Origin of the sequence: Pseudomonas furukawaii (genome assembly GCF_002355475.1) — a bacterium.
Classification (GTDB): Bacteria; Pseudomonadota; Gammaproteobacteria; order Pseudomonadales; family Pseudomonadaceae; genus Metapseudomonas; species Metapseudomonas furukawaii.
This window is the reverse complement of sequence record NZ_AP014862.1, coordinates 1,752,075-1,765,797: the sequence shown is the minus strand read 5'-3', so window position 1 is coordinate 1,765,797 and position 13,723 is coordinate 1,752,075. Positions and strand designations below refer to the sequence as shown.

At 60.0% G+C, this 13,723-nt stretch carries 14 protein-coding genes and 1 pseudogene; 14 read left to right on the top strand and 1 reads right to left on the bottom strand.

Translation table 11 applies throughout. From position 1 onward, the window contains the following. Positions 1 to 261: 261 nt before the first annotated feature. The 14 genes from KF707C_RS08285 to KF707C_RS08220 all read left to right on the top strand — a co-directional run bounded on the left by KF707C_RS08285 (position 262) and on the right by KF707C_RS08220 (position 12,944). Positions 262 to 999: a GntR family transcriptional regulator gene (locus KF707C_RS08285; RefSeq protein WP_036992482.1), complete on the top strand. Its 738-nt coding sequence runs from the start codon at positions 262 to 264 to the stop codon at positions 997 to 999. Between the two features lie 91 nt (positions 1,000 to 1,090). Further along, positions 1,091 to 2,467: an aromatic ring-hydroxylating dioxygenase subunit alpha gene (locus tag KF707C_RS08280; RefSeq protein ID WP_036992472.1), complete on the top strand. Its 1,377-nt coding sequence runs from the start codon at positions 1,091 to 1,093 to the stop codon at positions 2,465 to 2,467. A 42-nt stretch (positions 2,468 to 2,509) separates the two neighbouring features. Then, complete coding sequence (locus KF707C_RS08275; protein WP_269148407.1) at positions 2,510 to 3,151, top strand: aromatic-ring-hydroxylating dioxygenase subunit beta; 642 nt, start codon at positions 2,510 to 2,512, stop codon at positions 3,149 to 3,151. A gap of 37 nt (positions 3,152 to 3,188) precedes the next feature. After that, positions 3,189 to 3,608 carry a BphX family protein gene (locus KF707C_RS08270; protein ID WP_003451002.1) on the top strand — a complete coding sequence of 140 codons (420 nt, stop codon included), beginning with the start codon at positions 3,189 to 3,191 and terminating at the stop codon, positions 3,606 to 3,608. 74 nt (positions 3,609 to 3,682) lie between these two features. Beyond that, the gene (locus KF707C_RS08265; RefSeq protein ID WP_011494297.1) at positions 3,683 to 4,012 is read left to right on the top strand and encodes a non-heme iron oxygenase ferredoxin subunit; all 330 of its coding nucleotides are present in this window, start codon (positions 3,683 to 3,685) and stop codon (positions 4,010 to 4,012) included. Next, positions 4,009 to 5,235, top strand: a complete 1,227-nt coding sequence (locus KF707C_RS08260; RefSeq protein WP_003450997.1) for an NAD(P)/FAD-dependent oxidoreductase — start codon at positions 4,009 to 4,011, stop codon at positions 5,233 to 5,235. Before KF707C_RS08265 ends, KF707C_RS08260 begins: the two co-directional genes overlap by 4 nt. Positions 5,236 to 5,281: 46 nt before the next feature. After that, on the top strand, positions 5,282 to 6,115 hold the full coding sequence (bphB, locus tag KF707C_RS08255) for a cis-2,3-dihydrobiphenyl-2,3-diol dehydrogenase (protein ID WP_036992465.1): 834 nt from the start codon (positions 5,282 to 5,284) through the stop codon (positions 6,113 to 6,115). Between the two features lie 21 nt (positions 6,116 to 6,136). Further along, positions 6,137 to 7,033, top strand: coding sequence for a biphenyl-2,3-diol 1,2-dioxygenase (gene bphC / locus KF707C_RS08250; protein WP_029380758.1), 897 nt, complete (start codon positions 6,137 to 6,139; stop codon positions 7,031 to 7,033). Between the two features lie 31 nt (positions 7,034 to 7,064). Next, positions 7,065 to 7,676, top strand: a complete 612-nt coding sequence (gstA, locus tag KF707C_RS08245) for a glutathione transferase GstA (RefSeq protein WP_003450988.1) — start codon at positions 7,065 to 7,067, stop codon at positions 7,674 to 7,676. An 82-nt stretch (positions 7,677 to 7,758) separates the two neighbouring features. Beyond that, complete coding sequence (gene dmpE, locus KF707C_RS08240) at positions 7,759 to 8,541, top strand: 2-oxopent-4-enoate hydratase (RefSeq protein WP_003450985.1); 783 nt, start codon at positions 7,759 to 7,761, stop codon at positions 8,539 to 8,541. A 21-nt stretch (positions 8,542 to 8,562) separates the two neighbouring features. Further along, entirely contained in the window at positions 8,563 to 9,477 is a 915-nt protein-coding gene (gene bphJ, locus KF707C_RS08235) for an acetaldehyde dehydrogenase BphJ (RefSeq protein ID WP_003450975.1), read from the top strand. A 19-nt stretch (positions 9,478 to 9,496) separates the two neighbouring features. Beyond that, positions 9,497 to 10,537, top strand: a complete 1,041-nt coding sequence (bphI, locus tag KF707C_RS08230) for a 4-hydroxy-2-oxovalerate aldolase BphI (RefSeq protein ID WP_003450974.1) — start codon at positions 9,497 to 9,499, stop codon at positions 10,535 to 10,537. A 70-nt stretch (positions 10,538 to 10,607) separates the two neighbouring features. Then, positions 10,608 to 11,468, top strand: coding sequence for a 2-hydroxy-6-oxo-6-phenylhexa-2,4-dienoate hydrolase (bphD, locus tag KF707C_RS08225; RefSeq protein WP_003450973.1), 861 nt, complete (start codon positions 10,608 to 10,610; stop codon positions 11,466 to 11,468). 102 nt (positions 11,469 to 11,570) lie between these two features. Beyond that, a complete protein-coding gene (locus KF707C_RS08220) occupies positions 11,571 to 12,944 on the top strand; it encodes an OmpP1/FadL family transporter (protein ID WP_003450972.1) in 1,374 nt (457 codons plus the stop codon). A gap of 313 nt (positions 12,945 to 13,257) precedes the next feature. On the opposite strand, the pseudogene KF707C_RS08210 reads toward KF707C_RS08220, so the two are convergent. Next, positions 13,258 to 13,716, bottom strand: a pseudogene (locus tag KF707C_RS08210) (IS5-like element ISAch1 family transposase); the annotation flags it as partial. Between the last annotated feature and the right edge of the window lie 7 nt (positions 13,717 to 13,723).

Here is a 13,723-nt window from a genome sequence, read left to right as displayed (position 1 = left end):
CACCTTGCTCTTCCCTGCGCTTTTAGCCAACGCGAGCACCTCGCGTCAGCCATTTATATTACAGGCGCACGGATCCTGCACGGACCACCATGAGGAGGTCTGCCCGCTTTCGCGTGAAGTGATTGACAGGCGACGTCAAGCTCATCTAAGTTAACCCGATAAATATAAATATCGATTATCGACATTTTTGAAGCCGCTTTCTCCCGGATCCTGATTCCGAAAGTGCTGAAATTTTTCTTTAACGAGCATGTGTGAAATGCAATGAATACGAGAACTCCAAGCGGCGTTGCGATGGCAGGCGAAAAGTCATTTTCGGATGCATCGACGGTGCCTCGCGCGAAGATGCGCAGCCTGATTGAGGTGACGTTTCAGCGTTTGCGAGCAGACATCGTGGAGGGGCGACTCGCTGCGGGCTCCAGACTCGGCGTTGAAGATCTCAAGTCGCGCTATGAGGTCAGCGGCGGAACCATGCGGGAGGCGCTTTCTCTGCTAGTAGCCGAAAACCTGGTGCAGACACAGGCCCAGCGTGGGTTCCATGTGACCCCAATGTCCCTGGGTGACATGCGTGATTTGGCCGCCACGCGGATCGCGCTCGAGAGCGAAGCGTTACGCCAAAGCGTGCTGAATGGTGACGCTGAATGGGAGGCGCGGATCGTCAGTTCGTTTCACCGACTGTCATTGATTGAAGAGCCCACGATGCGGGATCCGGCTCGCTGGTTTAATGAGTGGGAGCCAGTCAACCGCGGTTTTCACGAAGCTCTTATCTCTGCCTGTTCGTCCGTCTGGATCCGGCGGTTCCTGTCCATCCTGTATGTGCATATGGAGCGCTACCGCCGATTGACTGCTATGCACAACCCGCCTACCAGAAACGTACATGAGGAGCATCTAGCACTTCGCGACAGCGCGCTCGCGCGAGATGCCGAGCGCTGTGCTGCGTTGATGGCGGAGCACATCGAATCATCAATTTCGGTGGTTCGGGAATTCGGTTTGTTGAGGTGACGCCAACATCCCACGTGTTTGTTTTCGTCGTGATGGATGCGGTCGGCATTTTTTCGCCCTACTAAGGGCATTTCAAAGGAGACGTTGAATCATGAGCTCATCAATCAAAGAAGTGCAGGGAGCCCCTGTGAAGTGGGTTACCAATTGGACGCCGGAGGCGATCCGGGGGTTGGTCGATCAGGAAAAAGGGCTGCTTGATCCACGCATCTACGCCGATCAGAGTCTTTATGAGCTGGAGCTTGAGCGGGTTTTTGGTCGCTCTTGGCTGTTACTTGGGCACGAGAGTCATGTGCCTGAAACCGGGGACTTCCTGGCCACTTACATGGGCGAAGATCCGGTGGTTATGGTGCGACAGAAAGACAAGAGCATCAAGGTGTTCCTGAACCAGTGCCGGCACCGCGGCATGCGTATCTGCCGCTCGGACGCCGGCAACGCCAAGGCTTTCACCTGCAGCTATCACGGCTGGGCCTACGACATCGCCGGCAAGCTGGTGAACGTGCCGTTCGAGAAGGAAGCCTTTTGCGACAAGAAAGAAGGCGACTGCGGCTTTGACAAGGCCGAATGGGGCCCGCTCCAGGCACGCGTGGCAACCTACAAGGGCCTGGTCTTTGCCAACTGGGATGTGCAGGCGCCAGACCTGGAGACCTACCTCGGTGACGCCCGCCCCTATATGGACGTCATGCTGGATCGCACGCCGGCCGGGACTGTGGCCATCGGCGGCATGCAGAAGTGGGTGATTCCGTGCAACTGGAAGTTTGCCGCCGAGCAGTTCTGCAGTGACATGTACCACGCCGGCACCATGTCGCACCTGTCCGGCATCCTGGCGGGCATGCCGCCGGAAATGGACCTGTCGCATGCACAGGTGCCCACCAAGGGCAACCAGTTCCGGGCCGGCTGGGGCGGGCACGGCTCGGGCTGGTTCGTCGACGAGCCGGGCATGCTCATGGCGGTGATGGGGCCCAAGGTCACCCAGTACTGGACCGAAGGTCCGGCTGCCGACCTGGCAGAACAGCGACTGGGCCACACCATGCCGGTTCGACGCATGTTCGGCCAGCACATGAGCGTCTTCCCGACCTGCTCGTTCCTCCCGGCCATCAACACCATCCGGACCTGGCACCCGCGCGGCCCCAACGAAATCGAAGTGTGGGCCTTCACCTTGGTCGATGCCGATGCCCCGGCCGAGATCAAGGAAGAATATCGCCGGCACAACATCCGCACCTTCTCCGCAGGCGGCGTGTTTGAGCAGGACGATGGCGAGAACTGGGTGGAGATCCAGAAGGGGCTACGTGGGTACAAGGCCAAGAGCCAGCCGCTCAATGCCCAGATGGGCCTGGGTCGGTCGCAGACCGGTCACCCTGATTTTCCTGGCAACGTCGGCTACGTCTACGCCGAAGAAGCGGCGCGGGGTATGTATCACCACTGGATGCGCATGATGTCCGAGCCCAGCTGGGCCACGCTCAAGCCCTGATCAAGACGCAATCGTTAGATCTGTCAACCGGAAGAATTCAACATGGTGGGCTGGACGTGCATGTGCAGACGGCGCGCCGAGGTTCCGTCCCCTGATATTTACTTGGAGATAACTGTTATGACAAATCCATCCCCGCATTTTTTCAAAACATTTGAATGGCCAAGCAAGGCGGCTGGCCTTGAGTTGCAGAACGAGATCGAGCAGTTCTACTACCGCGAAGCGCAGTTGCTTGACCACCGGGCCTACGAGGCCTGGTTTGCCCTGCTGGACAAAGATATCCACTACTTCATGCCGCTGCGCACCAATCGCATGATCCGGGAGGGCGAGCTGGAATATTCCGGCGACCAGGATGTTGCCCATTTCGATGAAACCCATGAAACCATGTACGGGCGCATCCGCAAGGTGACCTCGGACGTGGGCTGGGCGGAGAACCCGCCTTCCCGCACGCGCCACCTGGTCTCCAACGTCATCGTCAAGGAGACGGCCACGCCGGATACCTTCGAGGTCAATTCCGCATTCATCCTGTACCGCAATCGGCTTGAGCGCCAGGTCGACATCTTCGCGGGCGAACGCCGGGACGTGCTGCGCCGCGCCGACAACAACCTTGGTTTCAGCATCGCCAAGCGCACCATCCTGCTCGACGCCAGTACCTTGCTGTCGAACAACCTGAGCATGTTCTTCTAGCCCAGCACGCTGAACCGGCCTCAATGAGGATGCTGCCATGAAAAATGCAAGACTGTTTTTGATCGCCATCGGCGTCTTCTACATCATCAACCTCATTGGCACGCTTCCCTTCAGCACGTTGGGCTTGTTTGGCAGGATGTATCCAGGCGTAGAACTGCACGTGGGTGCGCCGATTTTCACCCTGCTGCAGGATGCCTGGGCGGTGGTCGGTCTCCAGTTGGGCGCCATCGGGGCCGTCGCTTTGTGGGGCGCCCGCGATCCGGGCCGTTATCGGGCCGTTATTCCAGTGGTCATCGCAACGGAAGTGGTCGATGGTCTCTGGGATTTTTACAGCATCGTGTGGAGCCACGAAGCCTTGTGGTTCGGGCTTGTCACGCTGGTGATCCATGTGCTGTGGATTGGCTGGGGCCTGCATGCCTGGCGTGCCCTGGCGTCGAAATCGCTGAGGACACTTTGAATTACTCTTCAGCCACCAACAGTGACTGTTCGCCCCAGGCGATTTAACCCTTTTAACTAATTACAAGAAGCGTTATGAAATTTACCAGAGTTTGTGATCGAAGAGATGTGCCCGAAGGCGAAGCCCTGAAGGTCGAAAGTGGAGGCACCTCCGTCGCGATTTTCAATGTGGATGGCGAGCTGTTCGCAACACAGGACCGCTGCACCCACGGCGACTGGTCCCTGTCCGATGGCGGCTATCTTGAAGGTGACGTGGTGGAATGCTCACTGCACATGGGGAAGTTTTGCGTTCGCACGGGCAAGGTCAAATCACCGCCGCCCTGTGAGGCACTGAAGATATTTCCGATCCGCATCGAAGACAATGACGTGCTGGTCGACTTCGAAGCCGGGTATCTGGCGCCATGATCGACACCATCGCCATCATCGGCGCCGGCCTGGCCGGTTCGACGGCTGCGCGCGCACTGCGCGCCCAGGGATACGAGGGGCGCATCCACCTGCTCGGGGATGAGTCGCATCAGGCCTATGACCGGACCACGCTGTCCAAGACGGTGCTGGCGGGCGAGCAGCCCGAGCCGCCTGCAATCCTGGACAGCGCCTGGTACGCATCGGCCCATGTGGATGTCCAGCTCGGGCGACGGGTGAGTTGCCTGGATCTGGCCAACCGCCAGATTCAGTTTGAATCGGGCGCCCCGCTGGCCTACGACCGGCTGCTGCTGGCCACCGGCGCGCGCGCCCGGCGCATGGCGATTCGGGGTGGCGACCTGGCAGGCATCCATACCTTGCGAGACCTCGCCGACAGCCAGGCGCTGCGGCAGGCGCTGCAACCGGGCCAGTCGCTGGTCATCGTCGGCGGAGGCCTGATCGGTTGCGAGGTGGCGACCACCGCCCGCAAGCTGAGTGTCCATGTCACGATTCTGGAAGCCGGCGACGAGTTGCTGGTGCGCGTGCTGGGTCACCGGACCGGGGCATGGTGTCGGGCCGAACTGGAACGCATGGGTGTCCGCGTGGAGCGCAATGCACAGGCCGCGCGCTTCGAAGGCCAGGGGCAGGTGCGCGCCGTGATCTGCGCCGACGGGCGCCGGGTGCCCGCCGATGTGGTCTTGGTCAGCATTGGCGCCGAGCCGGCGGACGAGCTGGCCCGTGCCGCTGGCATCGCCTGCGCGCGCGGCGTGCTGGTCGACGCCACCGGCGCCACCTCGTGTCCAGAGGTGTTCGCCGCCGGTGACGTCGCCGCCTGGCCGCTGCGTCAAGGGGGCCAGCGCTCGCTGGAGACCTACCTGAACAGCCAGATGGAGGCCGAAATCGCGGCCAGCGCCATGTTGAGTCAGCCCGTGCCGGCGCCCCAGGTGCCGACCTCGTGGACGGAGATTGCAGGCCACCGCATCCAGATGATTGGCGATGCCGAAGGGCCCGGCGAGATCGTCGTACGCGGCGACGCCCAGAGCGGCCAGCCAATCGTGTTGCTCAGGCTGCTTGATGGCTGCGTCGAGGCCGCGACGGCGATCAATGCCACCAGGGAATTTTCTGTGGCGACCCGACTGGTCGGCACCCGGGTTTCTGTTTCCGCCGAGCAACTGCAGGACGTCGGCTCGAACCTGCGGGATTTACTCAAAGCCAAACCGAATTGATGCGCATGACCGGCGAATCGCTTTAACAATAAAGGGGATTGGAAAAATGAAACTGAAAGGTGAAGCGGTACTGATCACGGGGGGCGCCTCCGGATTAGGGCGCGCGCTCGTGGACCGATTCGTGGCCGAAGGCGCCAAAGTGGCGGTGCTCGACAAGTCGGCAGAGCGCCTTGCAGAGCTGGAAACCGATCATGGCGACAACGTGCTCGGCATCGTCGGCGATGTGCGTTCACTGGAAGACCAGAAACAGGCTGCCAGCCGCTGCGTGGCCAGGTTCGGGAAAATCGACACCTTGATTCCCAATGCAGGCATCTGGGATTACTCGACGGCCTTGGTCGACCTGCCCGAAGAGAGCCTCGATGCCGCGTTCGATGAGGTCTTTCACATCAATGTCAAGGGTTATATCCATGCAGTGAAGGCCTGCCTGCCGGCCCTGGTCGCCAGCCGTGGCAACGTGATCTTCACGATCTCCAATGCGGGCTTCTATCCCAATGGCGGCGGCCCTCTTTACACCGCAGCCAAGCACGCCATCGTGGGCCTGGTGCGTGAACTGGCGTTCGAGCTGGCGCCATACGTGCGCGTCAACGGCGTGGGGCCGGGCGGCATCAATAGCGATATGAGAGGTCCTTCCTCGCTGGGAATGGGCAGCAAGGCGATTTCGACCGTACCGCTGGCCGACATGCTGAAGTCGGTGCTGCCGATTGGTCGCATGCCCGAGGTCGAAGAGTACACCGGGGCCTATGTGTTTTTTGCCACCCGAGGCGATGCGGCGCCTGCGACCGGGGCCTTGCTGAACTACGACGGTGGCTTGGGCGTTCGTGGATTCTTCTCGGGTGCCGGAGGTAATGACTTGCTCGAACAGCTGAATATCCATCCCTAAGCATCGACGAAGGAGACAGTAATGAGCATCAGAAGTTTGGGATACATGGGGTTTGCGGTCAGCGACGTAGCTGCTTGGCGTTCGTTTCTGACGCAGAAACTGGGCTTGATGGAAGCGGGCACGACCGACAACGGCGACCTGTTCCGCATCGATTCGAGAGCCTGGCGGATCGCCGTTCAGCAGGGCGAGGTTGACGATCTGGCCTTTGCCGGCTACGAGGTGGCCGATGCGGCAGGGCTGGCGCAGATGGCTGACAAGCTCAAACAGGCCGGTATCGCAGTCACCACCGGCGATGCCTCATTGGCCAGGCGCCGCGGGGTGACCGGATTGATCACCTTTGCCGACCCGTTTGGCCTGCCGTTGGAAATTTACTATGGCGCCAGCGAGGTGTTCGAAAAACCGTTCCTGCCTGGTGCGGCCGTGTCGGGTTTCCTGACCGGCGAGCAAGGGCTGGGGCATTTCGTGCGCTGCGTTCCGGATTCGGACAAGGCGCTGGCGTTTTATACCGACGTGCTCGGCTTCCAGTTGTCTGACGTCATCGACATGAAAATGGGGCCGGACGTGACGGTTCCTGTGTACTTCCTGCACTGCAACGAACGCCACCACACCCTGGCAATTGCGGCATTCCCGCTGCCAAAACGCATTCATCACTTCATGCTCGAAGTCGCCTCGCTCGATGACGTCGGCTTTGCATTTGATCGGGTTGACGCGGACGGCTTGATCACCTCCACGCTGGGGCGCCACACCAATGACCACATGGTGTCGTTCTATGCCTCGACCCCGTCCGGAGTAGAGGTCGAGTATGGCTGGAGTGCCCGTACCGTTGACCGCTCCTGGGTTGTGGTGAGGCACGACAGTCCGAGCATGTGGGGCCACAAGTCTGTGCGCGACAAAGCAGCTGCGCGCAACAAAGCATGAACAACAACCTGAATAGCACGGGAATCCCTGCATGAAACTTTACTACAGCCCTGGTGCCTGCTCCCTGTCACCGCACATTGCATTGCGCGAGGCGGGCCTGAACTTCGAGTTGGTGCAGGTCGATCTTGCGAGCAAGAAGACTGCCTCCGGGCAGGACTACCTGGAGATCAACCCGGCCGGGTACGTGCCTTGCCTGCAGCTTGACGACGGCCGTACCCTGACCGAAGGCCCGGCCATCGTGCAATACGTGGCCGATCAGGTCCCCGGCAAGCAGCTGGCGCCGGCCAACGGCAGCTTCGAGCGCTACCACTTGCAGCAATGGCTGAACTTCATCTCGAGCGAACTGCACAAGAGCTTCAGCCCCTTGTTCAACCCTGCCTCCAGCGATGAGTGGAAAAACGCCGTGCGGCAGAGCCTGAACACCCGCCTGGGGCAGGTCGCACGACAGCTCGAACATGCGCCTTATCTGCTGGGCGACCAACTGAGTGTGGCCGACATCTATCTGTTCGTCGTGCTCGGTTGGAGCGCATATGTCAACATTGATCTTTCGCCCTGGCCCTCGCTGCAGGCCTTCCAAGGCCGTGTTGGAGGCCGTGAAGCGGTACAGTCAGCGCTTCGCGCCGAAGGCTTGATCAAGGAGTGAAGATGCCTTCCCGGGGCGCGGAAGCGGGCCTGGGAGAGCTGCCTCAAAGCAATGAACGCCCCGACCTGGAATGAGAAACGCCATGACCCCTGAACTGATCGGAACGCTGGGTGACGAGCTCTACAGCGCGCTGTGCACGCGCACCGTGGTCGAGCCGTTGACCAGCCGCCATCCAGAGATCACCGTCGAGGACGCCTACCACATTCAGCAACGGATGATCTCGCGCCGTCTGCAGGCCGGCGAGCGCGTCGTCGGCAAGAAAATCGGCGTTACCAGCGCGGCCGTGATGAACATGCTGGGCGTCTACCAGCCCGACTTCGGCTACATGCTGGACGGCATGATCGTCAGCGACGGCGGCAGCATCGCCATGTCCTCCCTGATCCAGCCCAAGGCCGAAGGGGAAATCGCCTTTGTCCTGAAAAAGGACCTCATGGGTCCCGGCGTCACCAACGCCGACGTGCTGGCTGCCACCGACTTTGTCATGCCCTGCTTCGAGATCGTTGACTCGCGCATCGGCGACTGGAAAATCAAGATCCAGGACACCGTGGCCGACAACGCCTCCTGCGGCATGTTCGTGCTCGGTAGCAGCGCCGCCGACCCGCGCAGGATCGACCTGATGACCTGCGGCATGGTGCTCGAGAAAAACGGCGAGATCATCGCCACCGGCGCCGGCGCCGCCGCCCTGGGCTCCCCGGTCAATTCCGTGGCCTGGCTGGCCAACACCCTGGGCCGCCTGGGCATCGGTCTGAAAGCCGGCGAGGTGATTCTCTCCGGCGCGCTGGCCGCCATGTTCCCGGCCCAGGCCGGCGACCATTTCCGCGTCACCATCGGCGGCATCGGCGGCTGCTCGGTGCGCTTTCACTGACTTTTCCGGAAATTTCAGCACATGACGAAAAAAATCAAATGCGCCCTGATCGGCCCCGGCAACATCGGCACCGACCTGCTGGCCAAGCTGCAGCGCAGCCCGGTATTGGAACCCATCTGGATGGTCGGCATCGACCCCGAATCCGACGGCCTCAAGCGCGCCCGCGAGATGGGCATCAAGACCACCGCTGACGGTGTCGATGGGTTGATTCCCCACATGCAGGCCGACGGCGTGCAGATCGTCTTCGATGCCACCAGCGCCTACGTGCATGCTGACAACAGCCGCAAGGTGAATGCCCTCGGCGCCCTGATGATAGACCTGACCCCGGCGGCCATCGGCCCCTTCTGCGTGCCGACGGTCAACCTCAAGGAACATGTCGGCAAAGGCGAGATGAACGTCAACATGGTCACCTGCGGCGGCCAGGCCACCATTCCCATGGTCGCGGCCGTGAGCCGCGTCCAGCCGGTGGCCTACGGCGAAATCGTCGCCACCGTCTCGAGCAAGTCCGCCGGACCCGGAACGCGCAAGAACATCGACGAATTCACCCGCACCACCGCCGGCGCGGTCGAAAAGGTCGGTGGCGCCAAAAAGGGCAAGGCCATCATCATCCTCAACCCGGCCGAGCCCCCGCTGATCATGCGCGACACCGTGCACTGCCTGCTGGAGAGCGAACCCGATCAGGCCAAGATCACCGAGTCCATCCACGCCATGATCAAAGAGGTGCAGAAGTACGTGCCCGGCTACAAGCTGGTCAACGGCCCGGTTTTCGACGGCTTGCGCGTCTCGGTCTACCTGGAAGTCGAGGGCCTGGGCGACTACCTGCCCAAATACGCCGGCAACCTCGACATCATGACGGCGGCGGCGGCCCGCACCGCCGAGATGTTTGCCGAGGAAATCCTCGCCGGGCAGTTGACACTCCAGCCCGTCCACGCCTGAACCACGCAGGAGAACCACCATGAAGCTAGAAGGCAAAAAAGTCACCGTCCACGACATGACGCTGCGCGACGGCATGCACCCCAAGCGCCACCAGATGACGCTGGAGCAAATGAAATCCATCGCCTGCGGCCTGGATGCCGCGGGCATCCCGCTGATCGAAGTCACCCACGGCGACGGCCTGGGCGGCTCCTCCGTCAACTACGGCTTTCCGGCGCACAGCGACGAGGAATACCTGGGCGCCGTGATTCCGTTGATGAAGCAGGCCAAGGTCAGTGCCCTGCTCTTGCCCGGCATCGGCACCGTCGAACACCTGAAGATGGCCAAGGACCTGGGCGTGAACACCATCCGCGTGGCCACCCACTGCACCGAAGCCGATGTGTCGGAGCAGCACATCACCCAATCGCGCAAGCTGGGTCTGGACACCGTGGGCTTTTTGATGATGGCGCACATGGCCAGCCCAGAAAAGCTGGTCAGCCAGGCACTCTTGATGCAAGGCTACGGCGCCAACTGCATCTACGTCACCGACTCGGCCGGCTACATGCTGCCTGACGACGTGAAAGCGCGCCTGAGTGCCGTGCGTGCCGCGCTCAAACCCGAAACCGAGTTGGGCTTTCACGGCCATCACAACCTGGCCATGGGCGTCGCCAACTCGATCGCCGCGATCGAGGCCGGGGCCACCCGCATCGATGCCGCTGCCGCTGGCCTGGGTGCCGGCGCCGGCAACACGCCGATGGAGGTGTTCATCGCCGTATGCGCGCGCATGGGGATCGAAACCGGAGTCGATGTGTTCAAGATCCAGGACGTGGCCGAAGATCTGGTGGTGCCGATCATGGACCATGTCATCCGCATCGACCGCGACTCGCTCACGCTGGGCTATGCCGGGGTCTATTCCAGCTTTCTGCTGTTTGCCAAACGCGCCAGTGCGAAGTACGGCGTGCCGGCGCGCGACATCCTGGTCGAGCTGGGACGGCGCGGCATGGTCGGCGGCCAGGAAGACATGATTGAAGACACCGCCATGACCATGGCACGTGAGCGCGGGTTGACCTTGACCGCCGCATGATTTCAAACCCGGCGCGGCATGAAGCGCTGCGCCTGACCAGTTTCCACTCCACTCACTTAAAGGATGAAAAATGACCGCACTCACCGAAAGTTCTACCAGCAAGTTCGTGAAAATAAATGAAAAAGGTTTTTCCGATTTCAATATTCACTACAACGAGGCGGGTAACGGCGAAACCGTCATCATGCTGCATGGCGGGGGCCCCGGCGCTGGCGGCTGGAGTAACTACTACCGCAACGTCGGACCGTTTGTCGACGCCGGTTACCGGGTGATCCTGAAGGATTCGCCCGGCTTCAACAAGTCGGACGCGGTGGTGATGGACGAGCAGCGCGGCCTGGTCAACGCCCGTGCCGTCAAAGGGCTGATGGATGCGCTGGGCATCGACCGGGCGCACCTGGTCGGCAACTCGATGGGGGGCGCCACGGCGCTGAACTTCGCTATCGAATACCCTGAGCGCATCGGCAAACTGATCCTCATGGGACCCGGCGGCCTTGGCCCCAGCATGTTCGCGCCAATGCCGATGGAAGGCATCAAGCTGCTGTTCAAACTGTACGCCGAACCGTCCTATGAAAACCTGAAACAGATGATTCAGGTGTTTTTGTATGACCAGTCCCTCATCACCGAGGAGTTGCTACAGGGCCGCTGGGAAGCCATTCAGCGCCAACCGGAACACCTGAAGAACTTCCTCATCAGCGCACAAAAGGCGCCGCTTTCAACCTGGGATGTGACTGCCAGACTTGGAGAAATCAAGGCCAAGACATTCATTACCTGGGGGCGCGATGATCGCTTCGTTCCCCTTGACCACGGTTTGAAGCTGCTCTGGAACATCGACGACGCGCGTTTGCACGTTTTCTCCAAGTGCGGCCATTGGGCGCAATGGGAGCATGCCGATGAATTTAACCGATTAGCCATTGATTTTTTACGGCAGGCCTAAGGAGAAAGCGTTGCCTCTTCTATAAATGATGACGAGCGGGCAGATGGAAGTGCTCGTTCGTTAAATAATTATAAGACTTATTGATATCTGAGGATAAAAACAATGAAGCACAGATTAATGGGTCCGATCACCGCGGGGGTATTGGCAATCACATCTCAGCCGGCACTGGCGGTCACCGACGTATTTCGGTTCGTAGGGTTTGGACAGGTGTCGGGGGCGATGGGTGGTGCCGCAACCGCATTTGACGTGGGTGCTGCCGGCATGATGACCAATCCGGCGACACTGTCGCTAATGCCTGAGGGTTCGCAGTTCTATCTCGGCATGGATGTCACTTTTGGTGACCTTGCAATCAAGAACCTCGATACAGGGGAGGTTGCCGACTCTGAGGATCACTCCAAAAATCGCGGCCCCTATGCCGTCCCCCAAATGGCATATACCTATCACAGCGGCTCCTTGACGCTTGGCGCAGGCATCTTTCCGCAGGGCGGGGTTGGAACGGAGTATGGAAACAGCAGTTTTCTTTCCCGTGCTACCGGTGGCCTTGATACTGGACTCGAGAACTCGAGTCGGCTGATGACCTTGAACATTCCCTTTGCGGCGAGCTATGAAGTCAATGACAAGCTGACAGTTGGTGCAAGTCTCGATGCGATGTGGCAGGGCCTGAACCTCGATCTACTACTGGGTGCGGATCAGGTTGGTTCGTTAATAGGATCGGGCCGGGCAAGCGGTAGCCTCGTACCCGTTCTCGGAGGCTTGCCTGACTTGCGCGGTGCGCATTTAAGCTTTACCAGGAACCATCCAGTGGCCAGCGGCGCTGATGCATGGGGTATTGGCGGGCGCATCGGGCTGACCTACAAGGTCTCAAAAGATACGGTTCTGGGTGTCGCGTATTCCATGGAGAGTCATATAGCTGACATGAAAGGTGATGCAACCCTGACTGCAGTCGACGCCTTGGCCGGCCAGGTTCCGCTCAGAGGCAGGATCAGCGTACGTGACTTTCAAACGCCGGCGCAATTGAATCTTGGCATAAGCCACCAGGTCAATGCGCAATGGATGATTGTTGCCGACGTCTCCCGGATATTCTGGAAGCACGCCATGAAAGACGTCGATGTCGGGTTTGTGGCGGATACCGGTGACAATATCGACATTCTGTTGCCGCTAAATTTCAAGGATCAGACCGCCCTGTCGCTCGGTGCCGCTTACCAAACTGGCAAGTGGACGCTGCGAGGTGGCACCCGTTTCGTGACTCAGGCACTCCGCTCTGAGACCTTGCTGTCGGTAATGCCCGCCATTACGACTAGGTTTGTCTCGGCGGGGTTTTCTTATCAGTTCTCGCCAACAAGTAAGGTGGATGTTGCCTGGAACCATTCCTTCAAGAAGAAGATGGATAACTCCAGTTTGCCTAATACCTCCGCGCCAATAAGGGTAGAGCATGCTCAGGACACTGTCGGTCTGGGCTATACCCACAGCTTCTGACCCTAAAGCTGGCAGAATAACCGCGACATGGCTCGCGGTTATTTTGTATGAGACGTATGGGAGGCACTCCTAAAAGGAAAATGGAACAGATTTGAATGGCACTTACTTATGCTTCGCAGGGTGCCCGTTTTTTTTTGACGTCATCGCGAGCAGAGTGCCGCGGCTTAAGGGATGGTCTGAAGTAGTCACGTATTTCTGGCTGACTTCAGCCCTGCCAATTTCAAAAACGGCGATTCGTCTAAAAACGATCAAATCATCCATTCTTTCTGGATTTTTAGCCGCCGCGAGCACCTCGCGGCGGCCATTTCCCGCATTACAGGCGCACCTCTCCTGTATTCGCCAGTAAATGTCGGCGCGCCATCCACAGGTTCGACAGGGCGAACAGCGTCACCAACTGCGCCGTGTTCTTCACCAGCCCTCGAAAGCGAACTTTGATGTAACCAAACTGGCGCTTGATCACCCGAAACGGGTGCTCGACCTTGGCCCGCACCTGCGCCTTGGCCTTCTCGACCTTGCGCTTGGCTTTGTAGAGCGGGCTGCTCTTGCCAAGCTTCTTGTAAGTGCTGCGGCGTGCCGCGACCTGCCAGATCACCGCCCGGCCTTCGTGTTCGGAGCGCTTTTCGACGCCGGTGTAGCCGGCATCGGCGCAAACGACGTTTTCGTCGCCGTGCAGTAACTTGTCGACCTGAGTGACATCCGCCACGTTGGCTGGCGTACCGACTACGCTGTGTACCAGACCCGACTCATCATCCACTCCGATGTGGGCCTTCAGTCGGGTA

What these genes read in the sequence shown, in the direction of transcription:
- KF707C_RS08285 (WP_036992482.1), top strand. Translation starts at nt 262, where the DNA reads ATGAATACGAGAACTCCAAGCGGCGTTGCGATGGCAGGCGAAAAGTCA.
- KF707C_RS08280 (WP_036992472.1), top strand. Translation starts at nt 1,091, where the DNA reads ATGAGCTCATCAATCAAAGAAGTGCAGGGAGCCCCTGTGAAGTGGGTT.
- KF707C_RS08275 (WP_269148407.1), top strand. Translation starts at nt 2,510, where the DNA reads ATGGTGGGCTGGACGTGCATGTGCAGACGGCGCGCCGAGGTTCCGTCC.
- KF707C_RS08270 (WP_003451002.1), top strand. Translation starts at nt 3,189, where the DNA reads ATGAAAAATGCAAGACTGTTTTTGATCGCCATCGGCGTCTTCTACATC.
- KF707C_RS08265 (WP_011494297.1), top strand. Translation starts at nt 3,683, where the DNA reads ATGAAATTTACCAGAGTTTGTGATCGAAGAGATGTGCCCGAAGGCGAA.
- KF707C_RS08260 (WP_003450997.1), top strand. Translation starts at nt 4,009, where the DNA reads ATGATCGACACCATCGCCATCATCGGCGCCGGCCTGGCCGGTTCGACG.
- bphB (WP_036992465.1), top strand. Translation starts at nt 5,282, where the DNA reads ATGAAACTGAAAGGTGAAGCGGTACTGATCACGGGGGGCGCCTCCGGA.
- bphC (WP_029380758.1), top strand. Translation starts at nt 6,137, where the DNA reads ATGAGCATCAGAAGTTTGGGATACATGGGGTTTGCGGTCAGCGACGTA.
- gstA (WP_003450988.1), top strand. Translation starts at nt 7,065, where the DNA reads ATGAAACTTTACTACAGCCCTGGTGCCTGCTCCCTGTCACCGCACATT.
- dmpE (WP_003450985.1), top strand. Translation starts at nt 7,759, where the DNA reads ATGACCCCTGAACTGATCGGAACGCTGGGTGACGAGCTCTACAGCGCG.
- bphJ (WP_003450975.1), top strand. Translation starts at nt 8,563, where the DNA reads ATGACGAAAAAAATCAAATGCGCCCTGATCGGCCCCGGCAACATCGGC.
- bphI (WP_003450974.1), top strand. Translation starts at nt 9,497, where the DNA reads ATGAAGCTAGAAGGCAAAAAAGTCACCGTCCACGACATGACGCTGCGC.
- bphD (WP_003450973.1), top strand. Translation starts at nt 10,608, where the DNA reads ATGACCGCACTCACCGAAAGTTCTACCAGCAAGTTCGTGAAAATAAAT.
- KF707C_RS08220 (WP_003450972.1), top strand. Translation starts at nt 11,571, where the DNA reads ATGAAGCACAGATTAATGGGTCCGATCACCGCGGGGGTATTGGCAATC.